Origin of the sequence: Rudaea sp. 3F27F6 (genome assembly GCF_005503555.1) — a bacterium.
Taxonomy (GTDB): Bacteria; Pseudomonadota; Gammaproteobacteria; order Xanthomonadales; family Rhodanobacteraceae; genus Rudaea.
Window position 1 is genome coordinate 1,166,083 of record NZ_SCNG01000001.1, and the last position, 25,836, is coordinate 1,191,918.

25 protein-coding genes are annotated in these 25,836 nt (G+C 65.6%); 16 read left to right on the forward strand and 9 right to left on the reverse strand.

Annotated features, from left to right (window positions below; translation table 11 throughout):
- Positions 1-60 precede the first annotated feature (60 nt).
- From trpC to FFS30_RS05045, 5 genes are all read left to right on the forward strand, one after another.
- Entirely contained in the window at positions 61-849 is a 789-nt protein-coding gene (gene trpC / locus FFS30_RS05025) for an indole-3-glycerol phosphate synthase TrpC (RefSeq protein ID WP_137911987.1), read from the forward strand.
- Between the two features lie 48 nt (positions 850-897).
- Positions 898-1,563, forward strand: coding sequence for an HAD-IB family phosphatase (locus FFS30_RS05030; protein WP_137911988.1), 666 nt, complete (start codon positions 898-900; stop codon positions 1,561-1,563).
- Positions 1,564-1,834: 271 nt separating this feature from the next.
- Entirely contained in the window at positions 1,835-3,121 is a 1,287-nt protein-coding gene (locus FFS30_RS05035; protein ID WP_212742400.1) for an ATP-binding protein, read from the forward strand.
- On the forward strand, positions 3,118-4,059 hold the full coding sequence (locus tag FFS30_RS05040; RefSeq protein WP_137911989.1) for a response regulator: 942 nt from the start codon (positions 3,118-3,120) through the stop codon (positions 4,057-4,059). The genes FFS30_RS05035 and FFS30_RS05040 overlap by 4 nt, the downstream gene beginning before the upstream one ends.
- An 89-nt stretch (positions 4,060-4,148) precedes the next feature.
- Positions 4,149-5,165: a helix-turn-helix domain-containing protein gene (locus FFS30_RS05045; protein WP_137911990.1), complete on the forward strand. Its 1,017-nt coding sequence runs from the start codon at positions 4,149-4,151 to the stop codon at positions 5,163-5,165.
- A 10-nt stretch (positions 5,166-5,175) separates the two neighbouring features.
- Here the strand turns inward: FFS30_RS05045 and crp are convergent, their stop codons facing one another.
- Complete coding sequence (gene crp, locus FFS30_RS05050; RefSeq protein ID WP_137912588.1) at positions 5,176-5,811, reverse strand: cAMP-activated global transcriptional regulator CRP; 636 nt, start codon at positions 5,809-5,811, stop codon at positions 5,176-5,178.
- A gap of 405 nt (positions 5,812-6,216) precedes the next feature.
- Between crp and speD the strand changes: the two genes are divergently transcribed.
- A complete protein-coding gene (gene speD / locus FFS30_RS05055) occupies positions 6,217-7,032 on the forward strand; it encodes an adenosylmethionine decarboxylase (protein ID WP_137911991.1) in 816 nt (271 codons plus the stop codon).
- 92 nt (positions 7,033-7,124) lie between these two features.
- Here speD and FFS30_RS05060 read toward each other — a convergent pair whose 3' ends face one another.
- Positions 7,125-7,577: a hypothetical protein gene (locus tag FFS30_RS05060; RefSeq protein WP_137911992.1), complete on the reverse strand. Its 453-nt coding sequence runs from the start codon at positions 7,575-7,577 to the stop codon at positions 7,125-7,127.
- 224 nt (positions 7,578-7,801) lie between these two features.
- Here FFS30_RS05060 and hemB point away from each other — a divergent pair, with 224 nt between their 5' ends.
- From hemB to FFS30_RS05075, 3 genes are all read left to right on the forward strand, one after another.
- Positions 7,802-8,791: a porphobilinogen synthase gene (gene hemB / locus FFS30_RS05065; protein WP_137911993.1), complete on the forward strand. Its 990-nt coding sequence runs from the start codon at positions 7,802-7,804 to the stop codon at positions 8,789-8,791.
- Between the two features lie 229 nt (positions 8,792-9,020).
- Positions 9,021-9,863, forward strand: a complete 843-nt coding sequence (gene aroE, locus FFS30_RS05070; protein ID WP_137911994.1) for a shikimate dehydrogenase — start codon at positions 9,021-9,023, stop codon at positions 9,861-9,863.
- A 5-nt stretch (positions 9,864-9,868) separates the two neighbouring features.
- Positions 9,869-10,123 carry a YkgJ family cysteine cluster protein gene (locus FFS30_RS05075; protein ID WP_137911995.1) on the forward strand — a complete coding sequence of 85 codons (255 nt, stop codon included), beginning with the start codon at positions 9,869-9,871 and terminating at the stop codon, positions 10,121-10,123.
- A gap of 16 nt (positions 10,124-10,139) precedes the next feature.
- On the opposite strand, the gene FFS30_RS05080 is transcribed toward FFS30_RS05075, so the two are convergent.
- Genes FFS30_RS05080 through FFS30_RS05100 form a run of 5 tightly spaced genes read right to left on the reverse strand, consistent with a single transcriptional unit; the run spans position 10,140 to position 16,347 of the window.
- Positions 10,140-11,588, reverse strand: coding sequence for an NAD-dependent succinate-semialdehyde dehydrogenase (locus tag FFS30_RS05080; protein WP_137911996.1), 1,449 nt, complete (start codon positions 11,586-11,588; stop codon positions 10,140-10,142).
- Positions 11,585-13,438: an ABC transporter ATP-binding protein gene (locus FFS30_RS05085; RefSeq protein WP_137911997.1), complete on the reverse strand. Its 1,854-nt coding sequence runs from the start codon at positions 13,436-13,438 to the stop codon at positions 11,585-11,587. Before FFS30_RS05085 ends, FFS30_RS05080 begins: the two co-directional genes overlap by 4 nt.
- A gap of 6 nt (positions 13,439-13,444) precedes the next feature.
- A complete protein-coding gene (locus FFS30_RS05090; protein WP_249352180.1) occupies positions 13,445-14,269 on the reverse strand; it encodes an ABC transporter permease in 825 nt (274 codons plus the stop codon).
- Positions 14,270-14,279: 10 nt separating this feature from the next.
- Positions 14,280-15,224: an ABC transporter permease gene (locus FFS30_RS05095; RefSeq protein ID WP_137911998.1), complete on the reverse strand. Its 945-nt coding sequence runs from the start codon at positions 15,222-15,224 to the stop codon at positions 14,280-14,282.
- 10 nt (positions 15,225-15,234) lie between these two features.
- Positions 15,235-16,347 (reverse strand): C45 family peptidase, encoded by a 1,113-nt coding sequence (locus FFS30_RS05100; protein WP_137911999.1) that lies wholly within the window; start codon positions 16,345-16,347, stop codon positions 15,235-15,237.
- A gap of 254 nt (positions 16,348-16,601) precedes the next feature.
- Between FFS30_RS05100 and FFS30_RS05105 the strand changes: the two genes are divergently transcribed.
- Complete coding sequence (locus FFS30_RS05105; protein ID WP_137912000.1) at positions 16,602-18,758, forward strand: TonB-dependent siderophore receptor; 2,157 nt, start codon at positions 16,602-16,604, stop codon at positions 18,756-18,758.
- 92 nt (positions 18,759-18,850) lie between these two features.
- Entirely contained in the window at positions 18,851-19,546 is a 696-nt protein-coding gene (locus FFS30_RS05110; protein WP_137912590.1) for an SGNH/GDSL hydrolase family protein, read from the forward strand.
- Positions 19,547-19,662: 116 nt separating this feature from the next.
- On the opposite strand, the gene FFS30_RS05115 is transcribed toward FFS30_RS05110, so the two are convergent.
- A complete protein-coding gene (locus FFS30_RS05115; RefSeq protein WP_171014423.1) occupies positions 19,663-20,376 on the reverse strand; it encodes a hypothetical protein in 714 nt (237 codons plus the stop codon).
- A 1-nt stretch (position 20,377) separates the two neighbouring features.
- Positions 20,378-21,055 carry a class I SAM-dependent methyltransferase gene (locus tag FFS30_RS05120; protein WP_137912002.1) on the reverse strand — a complete coding sequence of 226 codons (678 nt, stop codon included), beginning with the start codon at positions 21,053-21,055 and terminating at the stop codon, positions 20,378-20,380.
- A 179-nt stretch (positions 21,056-21,234) separates the two neighbouring features.
- Here FFS30_RS05120 and FFS30_RS05125 point away from each other — a divergent pair, with 179 nt between their 5' ends.
- The 5 genes from FFS30_RS05125 to FFS30_RS05145 all read left to right on the forward strand — a co-directional run bounded on the left by FFS30_RS05125 (position 21,235) and on the right by FFS30_RS05145 (position 25,792).
- A complete protein-coding gene (locus tag FFS30_RS05125) occupies positions 21,235-21,669 on the forward strand; it encodes a DUF5990 family protein (protein ID WP_137912003.1) in 435 nt (144 codons plus the stop codon).
- A 105-nt stretch (positions 21,670-21,774) separates the two neighbouring features.
- Positions 21,775-22,272 carry an AraC family transcriptional regulator gene (locus FFS30_RS05130; protein WP_212742401.1) on the forward strand — a complete coding sequence of 166 codons (498 nt, stop codon included), beginning with the start codon at positions 21,775-21,777 and terminating at the stop codon, positions 22,270-22,272.
- Between the two features lie 15 nt (positions 22,273-22,287).
- Positions 22,288-22,686, forward strand: coding sequence for a VOC family protein (locus tag FFS30_RS05135; protein WP_249352182.1), 399 nt, complete (start codon positions 22,288-22,290; stop codon positions 22,684-22,686).
- 370 nt (positions 22,687-23,056) lie between these two features.
- Complete coding sequence (locus FFS30_RS05140) at positions 23,057-24,313, forward strand: cytochrome c peroxidase (protein WP_137912004.1); 1,257 nt, start codon at positions 23,057-23,059, stop codon at positions 24,311-24,313.
- A 75-nt stretch (positions 24,314-24,388) separates the two neighbouring features.
- A complete protein-coding gene (locus FFS30_RS05145) occupies positions 24,389-25,792 on the forward strand; it encodes a porin (RefSeq protein WP_137912005.1) in 1,404 nt (467 codons plus the stop codon).
- Positions 25,793-25,836 lie beyond the last annotated feature (44 nt).

The following is a 25,836-nucleotide window of genomic DNA, read 5'->3' on the forward strand; positions in this document are numbered from 1 at the left end:
TTCGCGGGAATGACGGCGCTTTTATGCTTTCACCGCTTACCGCTTACGCTCCGACTCCGAATGTCCGATATCCTGAAAAAAATTCTCGCGCGCAAAGCCGAGGAAATCCGCGAGCGCAGTTCGCGCCAGTCCTTGCGCGAGCTGTCGGCGCGCGCCGCCGATGCGCCGCCCGTGCGCGGCTTTGTCGCCGCGCTCGAAGCGAAGATCGCCGCCGGGCAGGCCGGCGTGATTGCCGAGGTGAAGAAGGCGAGCCCGTCGAAAGGCGTGATGCGCGCGGACTTCCGTCCCGCTGACATTGCGCGCAGCTACGAAGCCGGCGGCGCCACGTGCCTGTCGGTGCTGACCGACGTCGATTTCTTTCAGGGCGCCGACGCGTATCTGCAGGAAGCGCGCGCCGCCTGCGCGCTGCCGGTGCTGCGCAAGGATTTCACGATTGATCCTTACCAGGTCTACGAAGCGCGCGCGCTCGGCGCAGACTGCATCCTGCTGATCGTCGCCGCGCTCGGCGACGCCGCGCTGCTCGAACTCGCCGCACTGGCCGACGAACTCGGTATGGACGTACTCGTCGAAGTGCACGATGGCGAAGAGCTCGATCGTGCACTGGCGACCGACGCGCGCCTGATCGGCGTCAACAACCGCAACCTGCGCACGTTCGAGACGCGCCTCGGCACAACGCTCGATCTGCGCGCGCGCGTGCCGGCCGAACGCCTGCTCGTCACCGAGAGCGGCATCGTCACGCGCGACGACGTCGCGGCGATGCGCGCCGCCGACGTGCACGCGTTTCTCGTCGGCGAAACCTTTATGCGTGCGGAAGATCCCGGCGCCGAACTGCGGCGCCTGTTTTCGTGAGTGCCGCAACAGGCGGCCGCAAACGACCGCACTGCGATCCTCGCACCCATGGATGAAGGCGCCAATCGCGTCGTCCTCTTCGATTTCGACGGCGTTCTGTTCAAAGGCGATGCGTTCACGAGCTTCCTGCGTGCGCACTGCCGACGCCAGTGGTGGCGCGTGGCGCTCGCCTCGCCGCTGCTGCTCGTCGCATCGCCGTTCGTCGCGGCGCAGCGGACGCGACGGCGCGCGCTGAACTTCCTCGTGCGGCTCGCCCTGCTCGGCGTGTCGCTGCCGCGTTATCGCAGCCTCGCCGAGAAATTCGGCAGCACGCTTGCGCGCGATGCGCGACACTTTTCCCGACCTGCGCTCGACGCGCTCAACGCGCATCGCCATCGCGGCGCGCGCGTCATCGTCGTCACCGGCTGCGAGGAAACCTTGGCGCGCGCGCTGCTCGACGGACTCGGCCTCGGCGAAATCGAACTCATTGCATCCGTACTCGCCGCTGGCCGCCTCGGTCCGCGCGTCGGCGTGCACAACATCGGCTTTCAGAAAGTGCACCAGTTGCGCCTGCGCGGCGTGCGCGCGCCGTGGGACGTGGCTTACGGCGACTCGTTCGCCGATCTCGACATGCTCGCCGCGGCGCGCTCGGCCGTACTCGTCAATCCCGACCGCGCCCTGCTCGCCAAGCTGTCGCCGCGCCTCAAGCAGAGACTGTCGATCGTCGAGTGGTAGCGCGCGGCGCCGGTCGTCGCACCCCGTTTCGTGAAGCCGCGCACGCTTTCGCCCGCGTTCGATCGCCGGAGCGGCCTTGCGGTCATGGCGCTGTCACGCCGTGTGCATATTGATCTGAGAACGTATGCACACACAGGGGGCGGGTTCGCGCACGGTTGCGCGCCGCCCGTCCGGCATTCCAGTCGAGCCGATGAACTCCGCAGTACAACCCGTCGCGGCGCTTGCGCCCGCTTCCGCTTCCCCCGCCCGTCCATCCACGGCGAGCGTGGAATTGCGTGTCGACTCACTCTGCCAATGGCTCGAACCCGCCGCACCGACCGCCTCGGTGCTAGCGGTCGGCGAGCGCTTTCTCGATGCGGCCAGCGCGCCGTGGCTGTCGCTGCCGGTCGTCGATGATGGCCGTCCGGTCGGCAGCGTCAGCCGCTACGAACTCATGCAGCGCGTCTACATCAAGCCGTTCGGCCGCGAGCTGTACGGCCGCCGCGCGATCGCCAGCGTGATGCACATGCAGCCGCTCGTCATCGCCGCCGACGCCACGATCGAAGAAGCCAGCCGCACGATCGCCGCGCGCATCCGCCAGCCGATCATGGAGGACTTCCTCATCGTCGATGCGGACGGCCTCTACGTCGGCATGGGCAAGGTGCTCGACGTGCTCGGCGCGATGGAGCAGCGCATGGCCGCGCATTCGCACGAACTGGAGCGCGCGTATCACCAGCTCAAGTCCTCGCAGGCGCAGCTCGTACAGTCGGAGAAGATGGCCTCGCTCGGCCAGATGGTCGCCGGCGTCGCGCACGAGATCAATACGCCGCTCGGCTACGTGCGCAATAACGTCGAGATGACCAAGGAGTCGCTCGGCGAACTGCGCGGCCTGCTCGGCGCCTACGAACAAGTCGTGGATTTCTTTGCCGACGGCGGCGACGAAGCCCGGCTCGCCGCACATCTGCAGGAACTCGACCTGCGCCGCGAAAAGTTCGATCCGGCTTCGCTCGACGATCTCGCCGGCCTGCTCGACGACACGGTATTCGGCGTCGGCCAGATTTCCGAACTGGTCGGCAACCTCAAGGACTTCAGCCGCCTCGACCAGGCGCATGTCTCCCGCGTCGACGTGCATCAGCTCATCGAAAGCGCACTGAAGATCGGCGGTAATCTGCTGCGCAAGAAGAACGTCGAAGTCGTGCGTCGTTTCGGTACGGTGCCCGAGATCGTCTGTTCGCCCGCGCAGATCAACCAGGTGCTGCTCAACCTCGTCACCAACGCGACGCAGGCGATCGACCACGAGCAAGGGCGCATCACGATTCGCACGCACGCGGTCGGCCAGTACCTGATGATCGCGGTCGAGGACAACGGCGCCGGCATTCCGGCCGAACACCTCGCGCGCATCTTCGATCCGTTCTTCACGACCAAGCCGATCGGCCAGGGCACCGGCCTCGGCCTGTCGATCTGCTACCAGATCATCGAACAGCACCAGGGGCGCATCCGCGCCGTGTCCACGCCGGGCGTCGGCACGCGCTTCTTCATCGCCCTGCCGATACGCGGCAAGGCGGAGGCAACGCCATGAACGACGAACGCGCGACCGTCCTGTTCGTCGACGACGAGGAGCGCATCCTGCGCTCGCTGCGCATGCAGTTCCGCGGACGCTACGACGTGCTGACCGCCGGTTCCGGCGCGGAAGCGATCGAAGTCGTGCGCGGCCGCCTCGTCCACGCAGTGGTCAGCGACCAGCGCATGCCGGGCATGCTCGGCGCCGAGCTGCTGAGCCGGGTGCGCGACATATCGCCGGCGACGATGCGCCTGCTGCTGACCGGCTATTCCGACATGCAGGCGATCGTCGCCTCAGTCAACGAGGGCGAGATCTTCCGCTTCATCGAGAAGCCGTGGCAGCCGCAGCGGCTGCTCGAAGCGGTCGAACAGGCCGTGCAGATTGCGCGGCGCGAACTGGCCGTGCCGGCGCCCGTCGTCGTCGCGGCGGCGCCCGAAGGGCCTGGCATCAAGCTGCTGACCATCGACGAGGATCCGGCGACCTACGCGCTCGTGCGCGAACTCGCCGGCGTGCGCCACGATGTGCAGTACGCGACGACGCTCGAAAGCGCGCTCGCCGTGCTCAGCGAACAGGAGATCGCCATCGTCATTGCCGGCCTCAAGCATCGCAGCGACGACGTGATCGGCGCGCTGAAGACGCTCAAGCGCTATAGCCCGGGCACGTTGACGATCGCGGTGTCGCCGCTAGGCGACAGCTACGGCCTGATCGAGCTTATCAACCAGGGTCAGATCTATCGCTTCCTGCCGAAGCCGCTGTCGCGCGAACTGCTGCGCCGCAGCCTGCAGTCGGCGATCGATCACTACCGCCGCATCAAGGTCGCGCCGGCGCTCGCCGCACGCCACGCGGTCGAAGAACCGGCCGCCTCCGCGGCTGAGCCGCCCGCAACGTTGTCCGCGCGCCTACTCGGCTACTGGCGGCGCATCCGCGACAACGGCCGCATCCAGCAAAGCGCCTGAACCCGCGTCATGCGCCGCGATTGAGGCGCTTGCGTCGCTGCGCCTGAAGATATACGTTAGCGCTAACGTAATCACTGACGGATATTCCGATGTTCTTGCAATCACAGGCCGAACTCGCGCTCGGCAGTCGCTTCAAGGCGCTGAGCGAACACTGCTACCGCCTCGCCAACGCGGCCTATCGCGCGACCGGCGTCGAACTCGACGCACACTGGTTCCCGGTGCTGCGCTATGTGCAGGTCAAAGGCCCCGGCACGGTCACCCAGATCGCGCAGGCGATCGGGCAGACACATTCGGCGGTGAGCCAGCTCGCCACGCGCCTCGTGCGCGAAGGCTGGCTCGTACGCAAGTCGGACCGCGCCGACGCGCGGCGCAGCGTGCTCGATCTGTCGCCGACCGGCGAACAACGGCTCGCTGAGATGGGGCCGATCTGGACCGCGATCCGCCGCGCGACCGCCGCGCTGCTCGTGCGCCATGCGGGCAATCTCGGTTCGGCGATGACTGCGCTCGAAGCCGAGCTGTCCGGCGAACGCGTGCTCGAAGACATCCTCGCCCAGCATGCACGGCTCGTCGCGGCCAAGGTCGAGGTGCGACCGTTCCGCCCGGAGCTGCGCGAGCATTTCTATCGCATCAACGCGCAGTGGCTGGAACGCTACTGGTCACTGGAGCCGATCGATCGCCAAGTGCTCAGCGAACCGGAAAAGCACGTGATCAGGCCCGGCGGCGCGATCTTCTACGCCGCGGTCGACGACGAAGTGATCGGCACGGTGGCGCTGCTCAAGGATGCCGCGCCCGGCGAGTACGAGCTGTCGAAGATGGGCGTGGAAACCGGCTGGCGCGGCCGCGGTACCGGCCGGCGGCTGCTCGATGCCGCGATCGCCGAATTCAAGCGCCGCAAGGGCGGACTATTGTTTCTCGAATCGAACTCGAAGCTCGGGCCGGCGCTGCAGTTGTACGAAAGCGCCGGCTTCGTGCACCAGCCGGCACTGCGCCCCGGCTCGCACTACGCGCGCTCGGACGTGTACATGATCTATCAGCCCGGTAAACGAACGGCAAAAGGCGGTGAGCGGAAGAAACGCGGGTCCGCCGCGCCTGCCGCTCGCCGCTAGACGGCTCGCTTCAGCGCGAGTCGAACACCACCATGTTCTTTCCGGACACCGATATCATGCCCTGGCTTTCAAGTTGCTTGAGGACGCGCCCGACCATCTCGCGCGAGCAGCCGACGATGCGGCTGATTTCCTGACGCGAAATGCGGATCTGCATGCCCTTCGGATGCGAGAGCGCGTCGGGCTCGCTGGTCAGATCGATGAGGGTCTTGGCGACGCGGTTGGTCACGTCCATGAAGGCGAGGCGGCTGACCTTGCGCGAGGTATTGAGCACGCGGTTGGTGAGCTGGGTGCCGATCGCGAACAGGATCTTCGGCAGATCCTCGCGCAGCGGACCCTCGGCGAGCTGGAACAGACGCTCGTAGCTGATCTCGGCGAGGTCGCAGGGCGTGCGCGTGCGCACGGTGACTTCACGCTGCGGCGTCTCGACGAACAGGCCCATCTCGCCGATGAACTCGCCCGCGTTGATGTAGGCGAGGATCAGTTCGCGGCCTTCCTCGTCCTCCGAGGAAACGGTGACCGAGCCGTCGATGATGAAGTACAAAATATTCGCCGAATCGCCCGGTCGGATGATCACCGTCTTGCGCGGGTAGTGACGCAGGTGACAGTCCTCGAGGAACCGATTGAGGGCTGCCTGGTCCAGAACCAGTGCGGGTGGAGTTTGCACACGCGCTACGGTTTTCTGCAGGGTGTAACGCAAGGGCTGGGGCACGCTCGACCTCATTCTTTAAAGGGTTGCTCACGAATCGCCGATCGTCCCTTGAATCGCAAGGCGATTTCAACAAGGCTCCCGGATCGACCGTTTGCATCTTAGACGAAAAAAAGCGGCGAAAGTTATCTGTGTAGAAAAATGTTATGGGTGAAACCATCGGCAATGCCCCAGGGTGCCGCACAGTTCACGGAATCGCGGTGCGGAGCGGCCTGCGCAGGTGTTCCAGCCCCCGCCGGGACGCCCGTTTCGTGCTCGATTTGGCACACGGTTTCGCCCGTCACGATCTTGGCCCATAATGCGCCCCCTTCACCGCCCCCAAGGTGCCCTGCGAGGAAACGAACCATGGTCAAGCCCCTTCCGCGTCTGAAGCTGCAAGGCTTCAACAATCTGACCAAGGCGCTGAGCTTCAATATCTACGACATCTGCTATGCGGTGACGAAGGAGCAGCGCGACCGCTACATCGAGTACATCGATGAAGCGTACGACTCCGACCGCCTGACCAAGATCCTGACCGACGTGGCCGAGATCATCGGCGCGAACATCCTCAACATCGCACGCCAGGATTACGATCCGCAGGGTGCGTCGGTGACGATCCTGATTTCCGAGGAGCCGGTGATCGACAAGCGCGATGCCGGGCGCGAAATCATTGCCGATGCCATGGTCGAGCACAACGAGGCGAGCGTCGTCGCGCACCTCGACAAAAGCCACATCACGGTGCACACGTATCCGGAGACGCATCCGCACAACGGCATCGCGACGTTCCGCGCCGACATCGACGTCGCCACCTGCGGCGTGATTTCGCCGCTGAAGGCCCTGAACTACCTGATCGACAGCTTCGAGTCGGACATCGTGACGATGGACTATCGCGTGCGCGGCTTCACCCGCGACGTGCGCGGCAAGAAGCACTACATCGACCACCGCATCAACTCGATCCAGGAATACCTGGCCAAGCACATCCGCAACAAGTACGAGATGTTCGACGTCAACGTGTACCAGGAAAACATCTTCCACACGAAGATGCACGTGAAGGAATTCGACCTCGAAACCTACCTGTTCGAGGCGCACGCGAAGGATCTGTCGTTCAAAGAGCGGCTGCGCATCGAATCTCTGCTCAAGCGCGAGATCGAAGAGCTGTTCCACGGCCGCAATCTCTCGTAAGAGCCGCGCACAAAGCAAAGGGCGCGCAATCAGCGCGCCCTTTGGCGAAAGAAACGAATAGCCCGACGGGCCGCGAAGGCCCCGAGCTGCGGTTAGGCGAGCTGAACGCGCGTGACGAGCAGGCCGCGCTCGCGCAGAGAGCGGTTCAATTCGGTCTTGAGGTGTTGATTGCGCGCCGCGGTGTCTTCCGCGGGTGCGTTCGCGATCAGCTGCGGCAGACGCTCGCGCACCCGCGAACCGACTTCATCGATGATCGCGTCGGCGCGCGTGGCGTCGAGCACTTGGTAGTAAATCTTGCCACGCAGCTCGCGCTGACCCGGGGCGGCGACTTGACCGATCTCGACGACGTTGCCGAACAAGCGAATCTTGTGCGCGACGCGTTCGAGCAGCGGCAGGACGAGATGCGTGCCGGCACCGAGCGTGCGCATATGGCCGTCGACGCGGCGCAAGGTATAGGCCTGGCCTTCGGGGATGCGTTTGACCGAGGCAAGGAAGAGCAGAACGGTGGCGCCGAGCAGCGCCAATACTACGACCGGGGTCAGCATTTTTATTACCTCTTCCAAGAGGTTATATGGAACTTGTAATTCGTACTCTGGAAAAGACCGGCATAATCATGAAATACCGGACTTTTGTGAAGTATGCCGCGACGTGTCGGAATCCGTGCTGAATAATTTCGGGAATTTTCCGGGCAGCTGCGACCGCTTGCCCGATTCCGCCGCCGCGCCGCTTGGATTATCGTGTGCGTTCTTGTACGAGGTAACGTCAAACCATGTCCTACCCTGCCACCCGCCCGCGCCGCATGCGCCGCGACGCGTTTTCGCGCGCGCTCATGCGCGAAACGACCCTGCTGGCCAGCGATCTGATCATGGTCGCCTTCGTCATCGAGGGCGAAGGCCAGCGCGAGCCGATTGCGCCGATGCCCGGCGTCGCGCGGCTGTCGATCGACGAGCTGGAGAAACTGGCCGGCGAATGCGTCGAGGCCGGCATTCCCGCCCTGGCGCTGTTTCCTTCGCCCGGTAACGCGGTCAAGAGCGAGGACGCGCGCGAGGCCTGGAATCCGGACGGCCTGTTCCAGCGCGCCGCACGCGCACTAAAGAAGCGCTATCCCGACCTCGGTCTGATCGGCGACGTCGCCCTTGATCCGTACACCACGCATGGCCAGGACGGCCTGATCGACGAGACCGGCTATGTGATGAACGAGCCGACGATCGAAGCGCTCGTGAAAATGTCGCTCGCCCAGGCCGAGGCCGGCTTCGATTTCGTCGCGCCGTCGGACATGATGGACGGCCGCGTCGGCGCGATCCGCACCGCTCTCGAACTGGCGGGGCACATCCACACGCGCATCCTCGCCTATTCGGCCAAGTACGCGTCGGGCTTCTACGGCCCGTTCCGCGACGCGGTCGGATCGAGCGGCAGCCTCGGCAAGGGCAACAAGCACACCTATCAGATGGACGTCGGCAACAGCGACGAGGCTCTGCGCGAGATCGAGCTTGACCTCGCCGAGGGCGCCGACGCAGTGATGGTCAAGCCGGGCATGCCCTATCTGGACGTGGTGCGCCGCGTGAAGGACCGCTTCGGCGCGCCGACCTTCGTCTATCAGGTCTCCGGCGAATACGCGATGCTCAAGGCCGCGGCGCAGAACGGCTGGCTCAATGAAAAAACCGTCGTGCTCGAATCGCTGACGGCGATCAAGCGCGCGGGCGCCGACGCGATCCTGACCTACTTCGCTCTCGATGCGGTGCGGTATTTGAAAGAGTGAGCCGGTGCCTGGCCCGGCTTGAACTGCACAAAACCTCGGACCCGGCGCGCCAGCGCGGAAGGCATTGGGAATGTGGCGACAGGAGTGGAAATGGAGTCCGATCACCGCCATGAATCCACAGCGGCGTGATTTGTACGACGGCTTGATCGGATAGCGGCAAGAGCAGAAACGGGATGCCCGCCTGTGCGGGCATGATGAATAAAAGAAGCAGCACCGAGGACGCAACACCATGCCCCCGCCCAACTACGCCGTCTTCGGCCAGCCGATTTCCCACTCGCTGTCGCCGCGCATCCATGCCGCGTTCGGCAGGCAAACCGGCACGGCGCTGCGCTACGTCGCGATCGAAACGCCGGCGGAGTCGTTCGCGGCGACGCTCGCCCGCTTCGCCGACGAAGGCGGGCGCGGCGCCAACATCACCCTGCCGCTGAAGCAGGATGCGTTCCGTGCGAGCGCGCAGACCTCCGATTTCGCTCGGCGCGCCGGTGCGGTGAATACGCTGTCGCGCGTCGACGACGCCTGGCACGGCGACAACACCGACGGCCCCGGCCTGATCCGCGATCTGACCGAGCGCCACAGCCTCGATCTGCGTGCGCGCCGCACCCTTCTGCTCGGCGCCGGCGGCGCCGCGCGCGCGGCCGCGCATGCGCTGCTCGACGCCGGCATCGGCGAGCTGGTCATCGTCAACCGCAACGCCGAGCGCGCCGATGCGCTCGCCGATTCGGTGCGCGATCCCGAACGCGTGCACACGCGCTACTGGCACGATCTGGGCGACCTCGGCAGCTTCGATCTGATCGTCAACGCCACCTCGGCCGGCGTCGGCGGCAGCCGTCTCGAGTTGCCGTTCGGCCTGGTCGCGCCACGCGCGCTCTGCTATGACCTGTCTTACGGCGCCGCCGCGTTCGGCTTCGTCGCCTGGGCGCGCGCCGCAGGCGCGGGCCAAGCGCTCGACGGCCTCGGCATGCTGATCGAACAGGCCGCCGAATCGTTCTCGATCTGGCACGGCACGCGGCCGGAGACCGATCCGGTCTACGCCGAGCTGCGCGGCGAACTGCCGCTGCGCGCGACGGACTGAAACCGATGCACTGCCGGGCCGGCTGCGGCGCGTGCTGTATCGCGCCGTCGATCTCGTCGCCGATCCCGGGCATGCCGAACGGCAAACCGGCCGGCGCGCGCTGCGTGCAACTCGACGAGGGCAACCGCTGCCTGCTGTTCGGCAAGCCAGAACGGCCCGCCGTGTGTTGCAGCCTGAAGCCTGAGCCGGCAATGTGCGGCGGCAGCGCCGCCGATGCGCTGCGCACGCTTGCCGCATGGGAAGCGGCGAGCACGCCTTAGCCACCGCCCTGGCGAATCAGTACGCCAGGCTCACCGACTTCGTCACGAGGAAAGCGTCGAGCCCTTCGATCGCCCCTTCCGAACCGTAGCCCGACGCCTTGACCCCGCCGAACGGCGTTTCCGGATACGAAATCTTGCAGGTATTGATGCCGATCATGCCCGCTTCGAGGCCCTCGGCAAGCGCGTGTGCATTACGCAGCGAGCGCGTGAACGCATACGCGGCAAGACCGTAGGGCACGCGGTTCGCGCGCGCGACCGCTTCGTCAAGCGTCTTGAACGGCGTCACGCCGATCACCGGGCCGAACGGCTCGTCGCGCATCAGCTTGGCCTCGTCGTCGAGATCGGCGACGACGCTCGGCGCGAGGAAGGCGCCGTTCGCGTCGGCCGCCGGCCGGCCGCGCAAGATGCGCGCGCCACGCGCCTTGGCGTCGTCGAGAAAAGCCTGCACGTCGGCGACGCGGCGCGTGCGCACGAGCGGGCCCATCGCCGTGTCCGCGGCGAGGCCGTCGCCGAGTTTGAGCGCGAACGCAGCCTTGGCGAAGGCATCGATGAAGGCTTCGTAGAGATTTTCCTGGACGAAGAAACGCGTCGGCGAGATGCAGGTCTGGCCCGCATTGCGGAACTTCGACGCGATCAGCAGCGGAATCGCCGCATCGAGATCGGCATCGTCGAAAACAAGCACGGGCGCCTGGCCGCCGAGTTCAAGCGTGAGCTTCTTTATGCCCTCGGCGGCAAGGTGAGCGAGGACGCGACCGACGCGCGTCGAGCCGGTCAGCGAGACCTTGCGCACGACATCGCTCGCGATCAGATGTTCGGAAATCGCCGGCGCATCGCCGTAGACGACGTTGACGACACCGGGCGGCATGCCTGCGTCGATCAGCGCCTGGGCGAGCAGTAGACAGGTTAGCGGCGTCTCTTCGGCCGGTTTGACGATCAGCGGGCAGCCCGCGGCGAGCGCGGCGGCGATCTTGTAGCCGGGATTGCGCGCCGGGAAATTCCACGCGGCGAACGCGGCGCTGACCCCGACCGGTTCGTGCAGCACTTGCTGCTGCAGATTCGGCGCGCGCGGCGGAATGATGCGGCCGTAAGCACGCACGCCTTCCTCCGCGAACCAGTCGTACATGTCGGCGGTGATCTGCACCTCGCTGCGGGCTTCGGCGAGCGGCTTGCCCTCTTCCTGGGTGAGCACGCGCGCGATCGTCTCGATGCGCTCGCGCATCAGCGCCGCCGCGCGGCGCAGTATCTGGCCGCGGTTGAACGCCGGCGTCGCGCGCCAGAGCGGGAACGCCTTCTGCGCCGAGACGAGCGCATCGTCGAGATCGGCCGCCGACGCACCGGTATAGCGCGCGAGCGTGGCGCCGTTGGCCGGATTGACGAGTTCGACAAGCGCCTCGCCGGTGCCGCCGCGCCAGACGTTGTCGATCAGTTGTTTCGGTTGCCGGCAGAGTTCGGGGAGTTCGTTCATGTGGAGGTCTCTTGCGTTTGCGCCGCGCCCACGGCGCAGGCGACATAGTGATTCGGGCCGACGGCGAGCATCTGCGGTTCGCCCGCGCTGAGCGGTTGTCCCGGCAGGCTGCCGTGATTGAAGTAGACGTAGCCCTCAGGCGGCGGCTGCGCGCGGCTTTCGTGCTGTTCGAGCCGGTAGCCCGCGCCGCCCTCGATACGGCGGATGCGCGGCGTCGCCTGCAACAGGCGCAACGTGTACGGATGGCGCGCATCGGCGAAGATCGCGTCGCGCGGGCCGGTTTCGAGAATGCGCCCGCGATAGATCACCGCGACGCGGTCGGCGATCTGCTCGACCACGCCGAGGTCGTGGGTGATGAACAGATAAGCGAAGCCGAATTTTCTTTGCAGGTCTTCGAGCAGCGCGAGCACCTGCTTCTGCACGGTGACGTCGAGCGCCGACACCGCCTCGTCGGCGACGAGGAAGCGCGGCCCGGCGACGATCGCGCGCGCGATGCAGACGCGCTGGCGCTGGCCGCCCGACAGTTCGTGCGGAAAGCGCTCGGCAAAATCGCCCGGCAGGCCGACTTCGGCGAGCATCGCCGCGGCGCGCGCGCGGCGCTCCTGTTTCGACAGCGCGGGCACGCAGCGCAACCCTTCGGCGACGATCTCGACCAAGCGCATGCGCGGATCGAGCGAGGAATACGGGTCCTGGAACACCATCTGCGACTTGAGCCGATAGGCGTCGAGCTCGCGCCGGCCGCAGGCGGTGATGTCACGGCCTTCGAAACGGATGCGGCCGCCGCTCTCGCGGACCAAGCGCACGAGCGCGCGCCCGATCGTGGTCTTGCCCGAGCCCGATTCGCCGACGACGGCGAGCGTTTCGCCCGCATGCAGGTCGAGATTCGCGCCGCGCACCGCGCGGAAGGTTTCGCGCTTGCGCCAGAACGCGAACGGCGATGACGGCTTGCCGAAATCGACGTCGAGGTCGCGGATCTCGACCAGCGCTTCGCCCGGCGTCGGCGTGCGGCAGCGTTCCGCGCGCGCCGGCAGCGAGGCAAGCAGCTTGCGCGTGTACTCGTGCTGCGGATCGGCGATCACGCGCCCGGTCTCGCCCATCTCCATTGTCTCGCCGCGGCAGAGCACGACGACGCGCTGCGCATAGCGCGCGACCATGCCGAGATCGTGGCTGACGAGCAGCACAGCCGTGCCCATCTCGCGCGTGAGCTGAGCCATGATGTCCATGACCTCTTTCTGCACGATGGCATCGAGCGCCGTGGTCGGCTCGTCGGCGATCAGCAGGCGCGGCTCCATCGCCAGAGTCGAAGCGAGCATGATGCGCTGGCGCATGCCGCCGGAGAACTGGTGCGGATAGGCGTCGAGGCAGGCGAGCGGATCGGCGATGCGCACGCGTTCGAGCAGTTCGAGGCAGCGCTTGCGTGCAGCGTCGTAGCGCAGGCCGCGATGCAGGCGCAGGCCCTCGGTCATCTGCACGCCGATGCGCAGCGCCGGATTGAGCGACACCATCGGCTCCTGGAACACCATGCCGATCGCGTTGCCGCGCAGCGCGCGCAGCCGTGCGGCATCGAGCCGGGCGAGGTCTTCGCCGGCGTAGCGGATCGTGCCGCCCAACGGCACGACGCCGGGCGGCAGCAGACGCAACACCGCACGCGCGATCATGGTCTTGCCGCTGCCCGATTCGCCGACCAGGGCGAGCATTTCGCCCGGCGCGATCGAGAAGTTCGCGTCCATGACGATGCGCCGGGTGTCGCCGCCGGGTTTACGCAGACCGATATCGAGATGCTCGATGGCGAGGACCGGGCCCTTGGAGCCGTCAGTCGCAGGCGCGGAGATGGGCGTCGCTGCGTTCATCGCGGGCTAGACCAGATTCTTCATATGCGGATCGAACTCGTCGCGCAGCGCGTCGCCGAACAGGTTGACGCCGAGCAGCGACAGCGAGATCGCCAGACCCGGCGCGATTGCCAACCACGGCGCCTCGCCGACGTAGTTGCGGCTGTCGGCGAGCATGCCGCCCCAGCTCGACGCCGGCGGCGGCACGCCGAGACCGAGGAAGGACAAGGCGCTTTCCGCGAGCAGGGCCCAACCGAACAGCGCGGTCGCGAGCACGATGATCGGCGCGACCGCGTTCGGCAGCGCGTGGCGCAGCATCGTGTAGATTTCCGCGTTGCCCATGACGCGCGAGGCTTCGACGTATTCCTTCTCGCGCAGGCTCAGCACGTTGGCGCGCACGACGCGCGCGACGGCCGGGATATAGGTGAGGCTCAGCGCGACGATCACGCCGATGCTCGACGCGCCGAACACCGCGATCACGCCGAGCGCCATGATCAGCGACGGAAACGCGAGCAACGCGTCGATCACCAACATGACCAGACGCGAGGCCCAGCCGCCGAAGTAGCCGGTCAATGCGCCGATCAAAGCGCCGATGCCGACCGAGAAAAGCACGGTGGCAAAGCTGACGAACACGCTCACGCTCGCGCCGTTGAGCAGGCGGCTGAACACATCGCGGCCCCATTCGTCGGTGCCGAACCAGTGCTGCGCCGACGGTGCGACGAGGCGCGCGTGCAGGTTGTTGATGATCGGATCGTAGGGCGTGTAGATCACGCCGAACGCCGCGGCGACCAGCATGACGGCGATCAGCGCGATGCCGATTTTCGCGTTCGGCCGGCGCAGCAGTCTGCTCATGACGACGTCCTCATGAGAGCCGCACGCGCGGATCGAACAGCGGATACGACAGGTCGATCAGCAGATTCACGCCGACGTAGATCGCGGTGATGAACAGCAGCGCGCCCTGCACCACCGGATAGTCGCGCGCGAAGATGCTGTCGACGAGCAGGCGGCCGATGCCGGGGATCGTGAACACGGTTTCGGTGACGACCGCGCCGCCGAGCAGCGAACCGAGGGTCAGGCCGATCACAGTCCAGGTCGGCGCGAGCGTGTTCTTCAGCGCATGGCGCAGGGCGACCGTCGTTTCAGCGAGGCCCTTGGCGCGCGCGTGGGTGATGTACTCCAGGCGCAGCACCTCGATCGTACTCGCGCGCGCCATGCGCACGATCACGCCGGTTTCGATCAGCGCGAGCGACATCACCGGCATGATCAGATAGCTGATGCCTTCGCGGAAATTCTCCAGCGGCGAGACGTAGCCGACCACCGGAAACAGGTCGAGCTTGAGGCCGAAGAACATCAGGAACAGCAGGCCGAGCCAGAAACTCGGGATCGACAGGAACACGATCGCCAGCGTCATCAACGCCGCATCGACCTTGGTGTTCTGCTTCCACGCCGCGAGCATGCCGAGCGGGATCGCGAGCAGAGCCGCGATGACGACCGCCGGCACGACGATCGACGCCGTCACCGCGAACGAGCCGAGCAACATGTCGAGCACCGGCCGCTGCTGCACGATCGACACGCCTAGGTCGCCGTGCAGCACGCGCGCGATCCACATCGCGAACTGCACCGTCAGCGGCCGATCGAGGCCGAGTTCGGCGTGCAGCCGCGCGAGCGCCTCCGGGCTTTCCATGTCGCCGAGCATGAGCTGGGCCGGGTCGCCCGGAAGCAAATGCAGCATCGCGAACACCGCGACCGCGACGATCGCCAGCGTCGGGATCGCGAGCAAGAGGCGCTTGGCGGCGTAGATCAGCACGGCGCCGAGCTTACAGCTTGTATTCGGCGAAGACGCGGCTCACATAGGGCTGGCGCGCGATCCACATCGTGCGCGCCGCCGTGTCCATGATCGTCGTCGCGACGGTCGCGGAGATGCTGTCGAAGCTGACCGGCTTCGGCGAGCGCAGCACGCTGTCCGGCTTGCCGAATTCGTCGAACAACGCCGTCTTGATGTCATCGACGGTGACATCGCCGCGCTTCGCGCGCAGCGCAGCGGCGACGCGGCGCTGGCGGTAGATCGACTCGGGATTGTTGCGCAGGCCGAGATCGCGCAGCTTGACCTGGGCGATCGGGCTGACCCAGTGGTTCGCGTGCACGAGCACGCCGTCCTCGGGCACGATCCAGAACACTTCGTCGGGCGCGCATTCGAGATCGACCGCCTCGCCGTCGGCGTGGCTCAGCATCAGGTTGTTCGAGCACAGCCGCGACTTGTTGAACACCTGGCCCATCGCCGTGGCGAGGTTGTGCGATTCGAGCAGCTTGCGCCGCAGCAGCGCGAGCGGCGCCTGGCCTGGCTGCGCGTAGTCGCGTTCGCACATGAGGAAGTTGCCGGTGATGGCGACGCCGGCGCCGTTGAAGCCGTGGCGCGCCAGCGCGCCGGCCTCGGCGAAGACGAGGATGTCGGGCGCGTCGTCGTTGCGGATGCGCAGGACCACGCCGGTATCCACGCACTCCTCACGCCAATCCCAGTTGTGCGCGTGGATCAGGCGGCCTTCGCGCGTCGCTTCGGGCAGGACGACCAGGCCGGTGCAGCCGTCGTCGGGCTCGCGCGACGGTTTCAGCTTGGCCTTGCCGAGCGTCTCGTAGCCAAACATCATCTCGGTGCGGCAGTTGATGATGACGATGTCCTCGAGCGCGACGCCGGCGCCCTCGGCGATGCCGCGCATTTCCTCCAGATAGGCCGGATCGTAGGCTTCGATCGTCGGCACGAACCCGCGCGCGAGCCGGTGCTGCTCGGCCTCGTCGACCCCGCGGCGCTGCATCTGGCCGCGATAGAGGGCGACGCTGCGCGCGATGCGCTCGGGCACCGCGGCGCCGTAGGCGCGGCCGCGCGCGTGCGGCGCGCCGGCCAGGTCGATCAGGGGAAACGAAGCTGCGGTCATGGGCATCCTAGGAACGGTCGATGTTGTATAAATAAGTAGATCAATACAATGACTCGTCAGTCTACATATTGACTTCGTTCGATTGTACGTGAATCCATCTCAAAATAATTGTTTTTTTTCATTTCAAAATACAATAGTATCGAAACCCGAGTGTGACGTACAGATGACGGGACAACCCGCGCACTCAAGGATCAGGCCGCAAGATTCGGGCGATCGGACTGCCTTCCTTTACTTTCACGACCGGGGAACTTGAGATGAATTCGACAGGCTACAGACTGACCGCGCTGCCGCTGTGCGTCGCCCTTGCCCTCGTCTGCGCGCAGGCGCGCGCCGACGACGCAGCGGCCGCGGCGGACGCGCAGGCACAAAGCGGCGAGGCGAAAACGTCCGCCGACGCAAACGAACACCGGCTCGAGACGATCAGCGTCACCGCCGACGTCGGCAAGGGCTTCCAGACCAAGACGTCTCAGGTCGGCGCGTTCCGCGACCAGAGCATTCTCGATGTGCCGCTGTCGATCAACGTGTTGCCGCGCGCGGTCATGGACGCGCAGGCGGTCAGCAATCTGTTCGACGTACTGAAGAACACCGCCGGCGTCAGCCAGGCGCAGGTCAACGACACCGTGTCGCAGAACCTCGCGATCCGCGGCATCCCGATCGACAACCGCACGAGTTACCGCCTCAACGGCGCGCTGCCGGTCAACAACCTCATCGAGATGCCGATGGAAGACAAAGAGCGCGTCGAAGCGCTCAAGGGCTCTTCCGCGCTCTACTACGGTTTCACCAGTCCGGCCGGCATCATCAACATGGTGACCAAGCGCGCGCGCGACAAACCGATCGATCAGTTCACCCTGTCGACCGACTCGAACGGCCAAGTCGTCGGCGCGCTCGATGTCGGCCGCCGCTTCGGCGAAGACAATCGCTACGGCCTGCGCGTCAATGTCGCCAGCGGCAAGCTGCAGGCCGCGGCCGACGATCAGTCCGGCAGCCGCAGTCTCGTCGCCGCGGCGTTCGACTGGCGCCTCAGCGACCGCCTGAGCCTCAAGCTCGACTACGAGAATTTTTCCAAGCGCCTGGTCGAGAACGCCTCGATCGCACTGCTGCCGGCGGTCAACAATCAGATTCCGCTGCCGCGCATTCCCGATTCGAGCAAGCTGATCTCGGGCACCTGGGCGAAGAGCAAGGCCAGTTCGGAGAACATGCTCGGCCGCCTTGACTGGACGCTCTCCGACACCTGGGCGGCGGTGTTCGAGTGGGGCCGCGCCGAAACCGACCGCGACGCACGCTCGTTCACTTCGATGCAGAAGTACAACATCGCCACCGGCGCGGGCACGCTCAACGAATCGATCGCGCGCGGGCAGAAGTACATCAACAACAATGCGCGCGCCGAGATCGACGGGCGCGTGCAGACCGGCTTCCTCGACCATGAACTCTCGTTCGGCGCGATGCAGAACCTGCGCAACCAGAACAATCCGACCCAGCAGACCTACAGCATCGCGCAGAACATGTACAACCCGGTCGTGCTGCCGCCGGCGTACTACACGATCACCCCGACCTACCGCCCGCAGGACATCAGCGACCGCGGCGTCTACGTGTTCGACCGCATCCGCATCGGCGAGGACTGGCAGATTCTCGCCGGTGCGCGCCGCACCAAGTATCGCAACGCGTCGACCGGCTCACCGCTGTACGAAGTCGAGAAGACCTCGCCCTCGGTCGGCGTGATCTACAAGTTCCGCGAGGACACGAGCATCTATGCGAACTACATCGAAGGCCTCGAAGAAACCGGCACCGCGCCGATCACCGCGGTGAACAGTGGCGTCGTGCTGTCGCCCGCGGTGAGCAAGCAGAAGGAACTCGGCGTGCGCAGCGAAGTGATCTCGGGGATCACGGTGTCCGCGTCGCTGTTCGAGATCGAGCGCGGCTCGGCCTATCTCAATACCTCGAATGTCTACGTGCTCGACGGCCGCACGCATTATCAGGGCATCGACTTCTCGGCCAACGGCGAACTGACGCCGGAGTGGTCGATCTACGCCTCGGCGCTGTTCCTCGACGCCGAGCTGCGCAAGGCGCAGAACACGGCCCTGATCGGCAAGAAGCCCGAGAACACGCCCGACACCACCGCGAGCCTGTTCGCCGACTATCATCCCGAGGCGCTCGCCGGCTGGAGCTTCAACGCTGGCGTGTACTACATGGCCAAGCGTGCGATAAACAACCTCAACCAGGGCTACATTCCCGACTACGCGCTGTTCAACGCCGGCGCGCGTTACACGACGGAATGGTTCGAGAAGAAAGTCACCCTGCAGCTCAATGTCGAGAACCTTACCGACAAGAGCTACTGGAGCGCGGTCGGCTCGGGTTATCTCGGCTACGGCAAGCCGCGCACGGTGAAGTTCACCGGCCGCGTCGACTTCTGACCGGCGCGGGCGAAGGAGGCACGGTGAATCGCCGGCATCGTGCCTCGTCTCTACTTCATCTGTTTGCCGGCGCCTTGACCGCGGCGGCGTGCATGCCGGCCGCCGCGATCGATCCGACGTCGCAGCCGCCCGCCGAGCGGCTGCGCCTATACGAAGAGCGCCTCGCCGACTGGCCGCAGCTCGCGCGCTACCGCGAGGGCAATGCGCAAATCGGCGCGCCGAAGCCCGGCGAGGCGCGCGTCGTGTTCCTCGGCGACTCGATCACCGAAGGCTGGCCGCGACGCGCCGGCAGCTTCTTTCCCGGCATGCCCTACGTCAACCGCGGCATCTTCGGCCAGACCACGCCGCAGATGCTGCTGCGCTTCCGCGCCGACGTGATCGCGCTGAAGCCGCGCGCCGTGGTCATCCTCGCCGGCAGCAACGACCTTGCCGGAAAGACCGGGCCGAGTTCGCTCGCGATGATCGAAGACAATCTGGCTTCGATGACCGAACTTGCGCAAGCCAACGGGATCAAGGTCGTGCTCGCCTCGCTGCTGCCGGTGAACGACTATGTCGAGCCGAGAACGTTTCGGCGCAGTCCGCAGAAAATCGTCGAACTGAACGCCTGGATCAAAGCCTATGCGCAGCGCAAGAACTCGGTCTATCTCGACTACTACGCCGCGCTGGTCGATGCGCGCGGCGCACTGAAGAAGGAACTGTCCGACGACGGCCTGCATCCGAACGCGGCCGGATATGCGCTGATGACGCCGCTGGCACAGCGCGCGATCGAATCGGCATTGGCGCGCTGAATTTACTCAGGAAGCTCACGCCATCCGGCGCCGAGGTCGTAGGCGCTCGCAGGCTCGTCGACCACGTCCCCTGTTTGAACATATCCATGCGCGCGCGGCGCGGACGGACGGAAACCTCAAGGACGATATTCAGGGAATATCTTCAAGCCTTTCTCGTCGCGCGGCACCGCGACACCAAAGAACCGGACGTCGAGCATCATGCCGGCAAGGACTTGCCTGTCTTTGTCGCACATGCGCTTCGCCATCGGCTTTCCGCGTTGCTCTACCAGCACGCCACCGTTTTCTTCGGCGCCTTCGCCACGGTAGTCCGGAGCAATGCTTTGCGTGAAGACCGAATAAGTCGTATCGCCATTCTTCAAGCTCAGATAGACGAGCGTGCCTCTGTGCCCGTCGCCGAGAGAATTGCCGGCAGCGTAGGACGCAACCGGCATGCTCGTCCCGGGGACTTCCAAATCGAGGTGCTCGCCCGTTCCGAATCGATAGCGCAGGCCGGCGAAAGCGGAGTGGCTGTCCGCGCGGGCGCAAACGGCGATCTTCTTCGATCGCGAGTCGCAGGCAAACATGATCGTTTCGCCGGCGCGGCACAGCGTGCCGTCGCGATACTCGCCGAAGAACGACTGCGCATGCAGCGGCAACGCCGCGACCGAAAGGCACAGACAGGTCGCGGCGCCGAGGGAACGATACACATTCCGACGTTGGGGCATGGCCGGCGGAGTTTTCTTCAACGCAAAAGTGCGGGCGGGCATTGTGGCGGGCTGCCATCCGGGAACGAAACGTTTGCAGTATTGCGGACCATCGAACGGCGGCCCGCATGGCTGCCGCATGTCCATTTCAGGATGGCGCGTAAGCAACCCAGCCCTTGAACGTGAAGCCCGCGTAGAACAACTCGACCGCGTCGAAACCGGCTTCCCGTAGCAGCGCGACGTCTTGCTCTGGGGAAAGCAAAGGCAGCCGGGCGCCGATCGCGTCGATCGCATTGCGCATGTTCGACGCGGGAATTCCGGACGACACCGCGAACGCGGCATATCGCTCCAGCCAGCGCGCCTTCTCGCGCTCGCCTTGAGGAAAGCTGTGGTGGGCGACGACCAGCGGCGCGCCGGGCTTCAGCCGGCGGCGCAGTTCTTTGAGCGTGTGCAGGCGCTCATCGGCCGTGAGGAAATGCAGGGTCAGCAGACAAGCGGCTCCGTCGAAGGGACCGGCCGCCGCCGCATCGACATAGCCTTCGACGAAATCGACACGCGACGCGAGCGGCCCCAGTGTTGCGACAGCGAGTTTCAGCATCTCGGCCGACGGATCGACACCGACGAAGCGCCATCCGGGCTGCGCCTCGGCGAATACCTTCAACTCCAAACCGCCGCCGGCACCGACGACGAGAACATTGCCGTCGGCCGGAACGGACTCGGCCAGAAGCAAGGCGGCCATCCGCTGCAAGGCAAGAAAGCCCGGGACTTGCCTGATGGGCCCTTCGGCATAACGAGCGACCGCTTCGGGATCGGAGAAAGAGGACATGGAAGAGTTCATCGTCAAGGGAATGGTCAAGTTACCGCACGAGGCACGCTGCCGACCGCATTCGCTCGTCTGCGTGCGGCGCGAACGCCGAGAACAATCGCCGCGCGATGCTGTTGCAGCGGCCTGTTGTATGCTGATGCTCATCGCGGCAGCGGCTACTTTCACGAGCATCGAGCGGCATGAAACAACTCCTGCGACTGAGACTGACGGTGGTGGCGCCGCCGAGCGGCGTTGCGTTTGCGGTGCAGCGGGGACATTCCGGGCTTCTCGCGCCGGCCATCCAAGCAGATGGTTCGCTGGTCTTCGATTTCCAAGCCCTCGTCGCCGATCTCGACAGCGTGCCGCCCCGGCTTACCGGCGAGTTCACGCAAGGGCCGCCGGCCGTGCGCTTCGTTTACGTCAACTCGGGCACCTGCGCGGGACAGGCGGATTCCCCTTGGACGCGCCGCGCGAAAGTACCGCTCTTCGGCATCGCCGCAACGCAGATCGAAAGCGCGCTCGCCCAATCGGCGCTGTTGCAGGCGAGCATTCGCGGCACGGGAAAAGATGGCGGCCCCGCCTGCGCCAGCGTGCCGTTGTCGTCGAATTGGTCGATCGCCATTGCCGGTCGATAATTCCTTTATGCCGACCTGCCTTGAACTGCAACTCGTCTCGGCAATCGAAGATCCGCGCGTGGTCTTCAAGATCGGCGCAATCATTCGATCGTCCACTCCAGAACCGTGATCACCGCTCTTCCCCATTCGAATTCTCTCGCGCGCCGGCTCGGCAGAGCCAGAGAACTGCTGTGCCACACGCTCGATCAGAAACTGACGCTCGAACAGGCGGCGCGCGAAGCAGCGCTGACGCCGAGCCACTTCATCCGCGCATTCAAGTCCGTGTTCGGGCAGACGCCGCAACAGATGCGCATCGATGCACGCATCGATCTGGCGAAGAGACTGCTTATTCTCGATTCCATGTCGGTCACCGACGTCTGCGCGGCGGCGGGATTCGCCAGCCTCGGCACATTCAGCCATGTATTTGCGCACCGCATCGGCTCATCGCCGTCGGTGTTCCGGCGCGATGCGCGCACACTGGCGCAAGTGCCGGGAACGCTGCCGCCGAAGCTCTATCCGGGCTGCTTCACGCTTATGGCGTATTGGCCGGCGGGCGCAATTTTTGAGAAGCGCGACCGCGCCGACTCTGCCAAGCTGCGACCTCCCTCGCAACGCCAACTCTAGAAGGTAAGCAACGCCATGAGCCTGAAGATCAAGTTGAACAGCGTCATCGTCGACAACCAGGACAAGGCGCTGAAGTTCTACACCGACGTGCTCGGCTTCGCGAAATGCCGCGACATCGACGTGGGCGGCGGCTTCCGCTGGATCACGGTATTCGCGCCGGACGGACATCACGACGTCGAACTGGCACTGGAGCCGAACGTGAATCCGGCCGGCAAGACCTACCAGGCGGCGCTGTTCGAGCAGAACATCCCGGCGACCGCATTCGAAGTGGAGGATATCGACGCGGAGCATCAGCGCCTGAAGGCTCGCGGCGTCGTCTTCACGACGACGCCTACGCAGATGGGGCCGGTCAGCATCGCCGTGTTCGCCGACACCTGCGGCAATCTGATCCAGATTTACCAAGCGCTGAACTGACGCGACAGCGCGCCATCGCCGACTTCACCTCGGCGCAAAAAACGGCAGCGCGGCAGTCCTCGATACGTCTCGCTGCCCGGAAGCCGGAACGGCCGAAGTTCTCCGGCCGACGGCCCATCCCGCAATCGCTGCGCCCCTTCCACGCGGGAGCCCTCCAGCGACTGCCGGCGTCGACTGCGTTCCGCCTCTGAACGGCTGGACAGACCGCTAACGGAACCTGCCGGCTGACGCTCGGCGCCGAATCCGCATAACCCGCTCCCTTCGCGAGCGAACTTTCTCAACCTTGTGCATTTTACGATTTTTTAATATAACATTGCCTAAGAATCATTCTCATTCGTTTTAAACCTATGTCGCATCGACTGGTGGGCGCATGATCGCTGGGTGGTCGTTGTGTGCGGGCAAGTCCCGCAATGTTTCGCATGGCTTACGCGCGGCGCTTTGCGCCCTGCTGCTCGCCGCGGCTCCGGGCTTCGTTTCCGGCGGCGGCAATACGGTTCCCGCGCAGGCGGCGCTGTCCGCCTTGGGCCAGAAAATCTTCGCCGACGAATCGCTTTCGGCCTCGGGCAAGATGGCCTGCGCGACCTGCCACGATCCGAAGTTCGCCCACGCGCAGAACAACGCGCTCGCCGTGCAGTCGGGCGGCGCGAATCTCGACGTGCCGGGATTCCGCTCGGTGCCGAGCCTGCGCTATCTCAACCTCAACATCCCGTTCTTCTTCGCCAACGACGGCACGCCGACCGGCGGTTTCAACCGCGACGGCCGCGCCAACGATCTCGTCGCCCAGGCCGAGCGCCCGTTCCTCGCCGCGCACGAAATGGCCAACGGCGATGCGGCCGCGGTGGTCGACAAGCTGAGCCGCGCGAGCTACGCCGACGAATTCCGCGGCCTGTTCGGCGCCGACGTGTTCACCAAGGCCGACACGGCGTTTCTCGCCGCGCGCTACGCGCTGTCGGTATACGAAACCACCGAGCCGCAATTCCGCCCGTTCTCGTCCAAGTTCGATCTGTTCCTCAAGGGCAAGCTCAGGCTCAGCGAGCAGGAACTGCGCGGCTATGCGCTGTTCAACAATCCGAACAAGGGACGCTGCGCCGCCTGCCATTTGTCGACCCGGCAGGCGAACGGCGATCCGCCCGTGTTCACCGACTACACCTACGACAACCTCGGCGTGCCGCGCAATGCGGAGATTCCGGCCAACGACGACCCGGCCTATTTCGACATGGGCCTGTGCGGCCCCGAGCGCACCGATCTCGCCAACCGCAGCGATCTGTGCGGCCAGTTCAAGGTGCCGACCCTGCGCAACATCGTCACGCGCAAGGTGATCTTCCACAACGGCTACTTCAAGTCGCTGCGCGAGGCGGTGCAGTTCTACGTGCAGCGCGACACCAACGCCGACAAGTGGTATCCAGCCGACGGCGACGGCGCGGTGCACAAGTTCAACGACGTGCCGCCGCTGCTGACACGCAACGTCAACACCACCGAAGGCCCGTACGACCGCCATCCGGGCGATGCGCCGGCGCTGAGCGAGCCCGAGATCGACGACGTGATGGTCTTCCTCGCCACGCTGACCGACGGCTACGACCCGGCGACCGGCACAGCCGATCCCGCTCGCGACCTGCCGAAGCAATGACGCCTGCGCGCGCTTTCCCGCGCGCGGCGATGTCCTTCCGGGAAAAGTATCTTTTTATCTTTTTGGAGAAACGACATGCAGCGTAAACAGCTGGCGCTGGCTATCCTGATGTCCTGCGCGGGACTCGCGCCGAACGCCTACGCCGACGATGCGAAACTGAAGGCGGAAGTCGAAGCGCTGCGCGCCGAAGTCGCCGAGTTGCGCGGCCTCGTGCACGAGATGCAGGCGCAGCGCACGCAGCCGCCCACGCCGGCAGCGCCCGTCTCTGGGCAAAGCATCGCTGCGACCGCGGCCCCTGCGGCCCCGGTTGCGGCAAACGCGCCGACCGCGCCCGCGCCCACGCAGCCCGTCGCGACGACGACCGCCGGCGAGCCGATTCCGGGCACCGGCGGCAGCGGCGTCGCGCTCGGCGCGAACACCTCGTTCTGGGGCTACGGACAGCTCGACTACAACCGCCCGACGGCGCGCGCAGGCGATACCGTGGCCGACCTGACCCGTGCGGTGATCGGCTTCAACCACGTCTTCGACGAGAACACGCGTGTCTACGGCGAGATCGAGTGGGAACACGCGGTCGCGTCGAGTTCGGACAAAGGCGAAACCGAAATCGAGCAGCTCTACGTCGAGCATGCGCTCGCGCCGAACTACGGCGTGCGCGTCGGCCTCATGCTGGTTCCGCTCGGCCTGCTCAACGAGCACCACGAGCCGAGCAACTACTACGGCGTCGAGCGCAACTTCGTCGAGCAGGCGATCATCCCGAGCACGTGGCGCGAAGGCGGCGTAGCGATGTACGGCAGCACCGAATGGGGACTCAACTGGAACGTCGGCGTCGGTACCGGACCCAACCTCGGCGCCTGGGACCCGACCGCGGACGAAGGCCGCATTTCGCCGCTCGGCAGCATCCATCAGGAATTGCAGCTCGCCAAGGCGCGCGATCCGTCGATCTATGCAGCCGGAAACTGGCAAGGCATTCCGGGCCTGCTCGTCGGCGGCGGCATCTTCACCGGCAAGATCGGACAGGGCAATGCGACCCTGCCGGTCAACGACTCGCGCCTCGTCCTCAGCGAAGCGCACGTGCGCTGGCAGCCGGGCCCGTTCGACCTTTCCGCGCTGTACACGCGCGGCACGATCAGCAACACGCAGGATCTGAACCTGCAGTTCCTCGGCCAGCCGACGCCGGTGCCGAAATCGTTCTGGGGCGGCTACGTGCAGGGCGCGTGGCACGCGCTCGCCTGGGGCAACGATTCGAGCCTGTCGCCGTTTCTGCGCTACGAGATGTTCAACACCGCGGCGTCGTATGCGACGCAGCCGTTCGGTCTCGGCACGGCGCCGCTACCGACTCAGCGCGTGTGGACGGTCGGCGCGAACTACTATCTGAACCCGAACGTGGTGTTCAAGATCGACTATCAGAAATTCCACTACGAAGATGTGGCGCTCAGTTACGGCAATCGCTTCGATCTCGGCCTGGGCTACCAGTTCTGATCCGGGTCGCCTAGCATGCGGCTTCCCGCCGTCCCGGCGGGGCG

Coding starts and splice junctions, on each gene's coding strand:
- aroE (WP_137911994.1), top strand. CDS start 9,021: ATGCCCCCGCCCAACTACGCCGTCTTCGGCCAGCCGATTTCCCACTCG.
- FFS30_RS05080 (WP_137911996.1), bottom strand. CDS start 11,588: ATGAACGAACTCCCCGAACTCTGCCGGCAACCGAAACAACTGATCGAC.
- FFS30_RS05090 (WP_249352180.1), bottom strand. CDS start 14,269: ATGAGCAGACTGCTGCGCCGGCCGAACGCGAAAATCGGCATCGCGCTG.
- hemB (WP_137911993.1), top strand. CDS start 7,802: ATGTCCTACCCTGCCACCCGCCCGCGCCGCATGCGCCGCGACGCGTTT.
- FFS30_RS05110 (WP_137912590.1), top strand. CDS start 18,851: ATGCCGGCCGCCGCGATCGATCCGACGTCGCAGCCGCCCGCCGAGCGG.
- FFS30_RS05060 (WP_137911992.1), bottom strand. CDS start 7,577: ATGCTGACCCCGGTCGTAGTATTGGCGCTGCTCGGCGCCACCGTTCTG.
- FFS30_RS05145 (WP_137912005.1), top strand. CDS start 24,389: ATGCAGCGTAAACAGCTGGCGCTGGCTATCCTGATGTCCTGCGCGGGA.
- FFS30_RS05085 (WP_137911997.1), bottom strand. CDS start 13,438: ATGAACGCAGCGACGCCCATCTCCGCGCCTGCGACTGACGGCTCCAAG.
- FFS30_RS05030 (WP_137911988.1), top strand. CDS start 898: ATGGATGAAGGCGCCAATCGCGTCGTCCTCTTCGATTTCGACGGCGTT.
- speD (WP_137911991.1), top strand. CDS start 6,217: ATGGTCAAGCCCCTTCCGCGTCTGAAGCTGCAAGGCTTCAACAATCTG.
- FFS30_RS05045 (WP_137911990.1), top strand. CDS start 4,149: ATGTTCTTGCAATCACAGGCCGAACTCGCGCTCGGCAGTCGCTTCAAG.
- FFS30_RS05120 (WP_137912002.1), bottom strand. CDS start 21,055: ATGTCCTCTTTCTCCGATCCCGAAGCGGTCGCTCGTTATGCCGAAGGG.
- FFS30_RS05140 (WP_137912004.1), top strand. CDS start 23,057: ATGATCGCTGGGTGGTCGTTGTGTGCGGGCAAGTCCCGCAATGTTTCG.
- FFS30_RS05100 (WP_137911999.1), bottom strand. CDS start 16,347: ATGACCGCAGCTTCGTTTCCCCTGATCGACCTGGCCGGCGCGCCGCAC.
- FFS30_RS05075 (WP_137911995.1), top strand. CDS start 9,869: ATGCACTGCCGGGCCGGCTGCGGCGCGTGCTGTATCGCGCCGTCGATC.
- FFS30_RS05125 (WP_137912003.1), top strand. CDS start 21,235: ATGAAACAACTCCTGCGACTGAGACTGACGGTGGTGGCGCCGCCGAGC.
- FFS30_RS05115 (WP_171014423.1), bottom strand. CDS start 20,376: ATGGACATGCGGCAGCCATGCGGGCCGCCGTTCGATGGTCCGCAATAC.
- trpC (WP_137911987.1), top strand. CDS start 61: ATGTCCGATATCCTGAAAAAAATTCTCGCGCGCAAAGCCGAGGAAATC.
- FFS30_RS05135 (WP_249352182.1), top strand. CDS start 22,288: ATGAGCCTGAAGATCAAGTTGAACAGCGTCATCGTCGACAACCAGGAC.
- FFS30_RS05105 (WP_137912000.1), top strand. CDS start 16,602: ATGAATTCGACAGGCTACAGACTGACCGCGCTGCCGCTGTGCGTCGCC.
- FFS30_RS05040 (WP_137911989.1), top strand. CDS start 3,118: ATGAACGACGAACGCGCGACCGTCCTGTTCGTCGACGACGAGGAGCGC.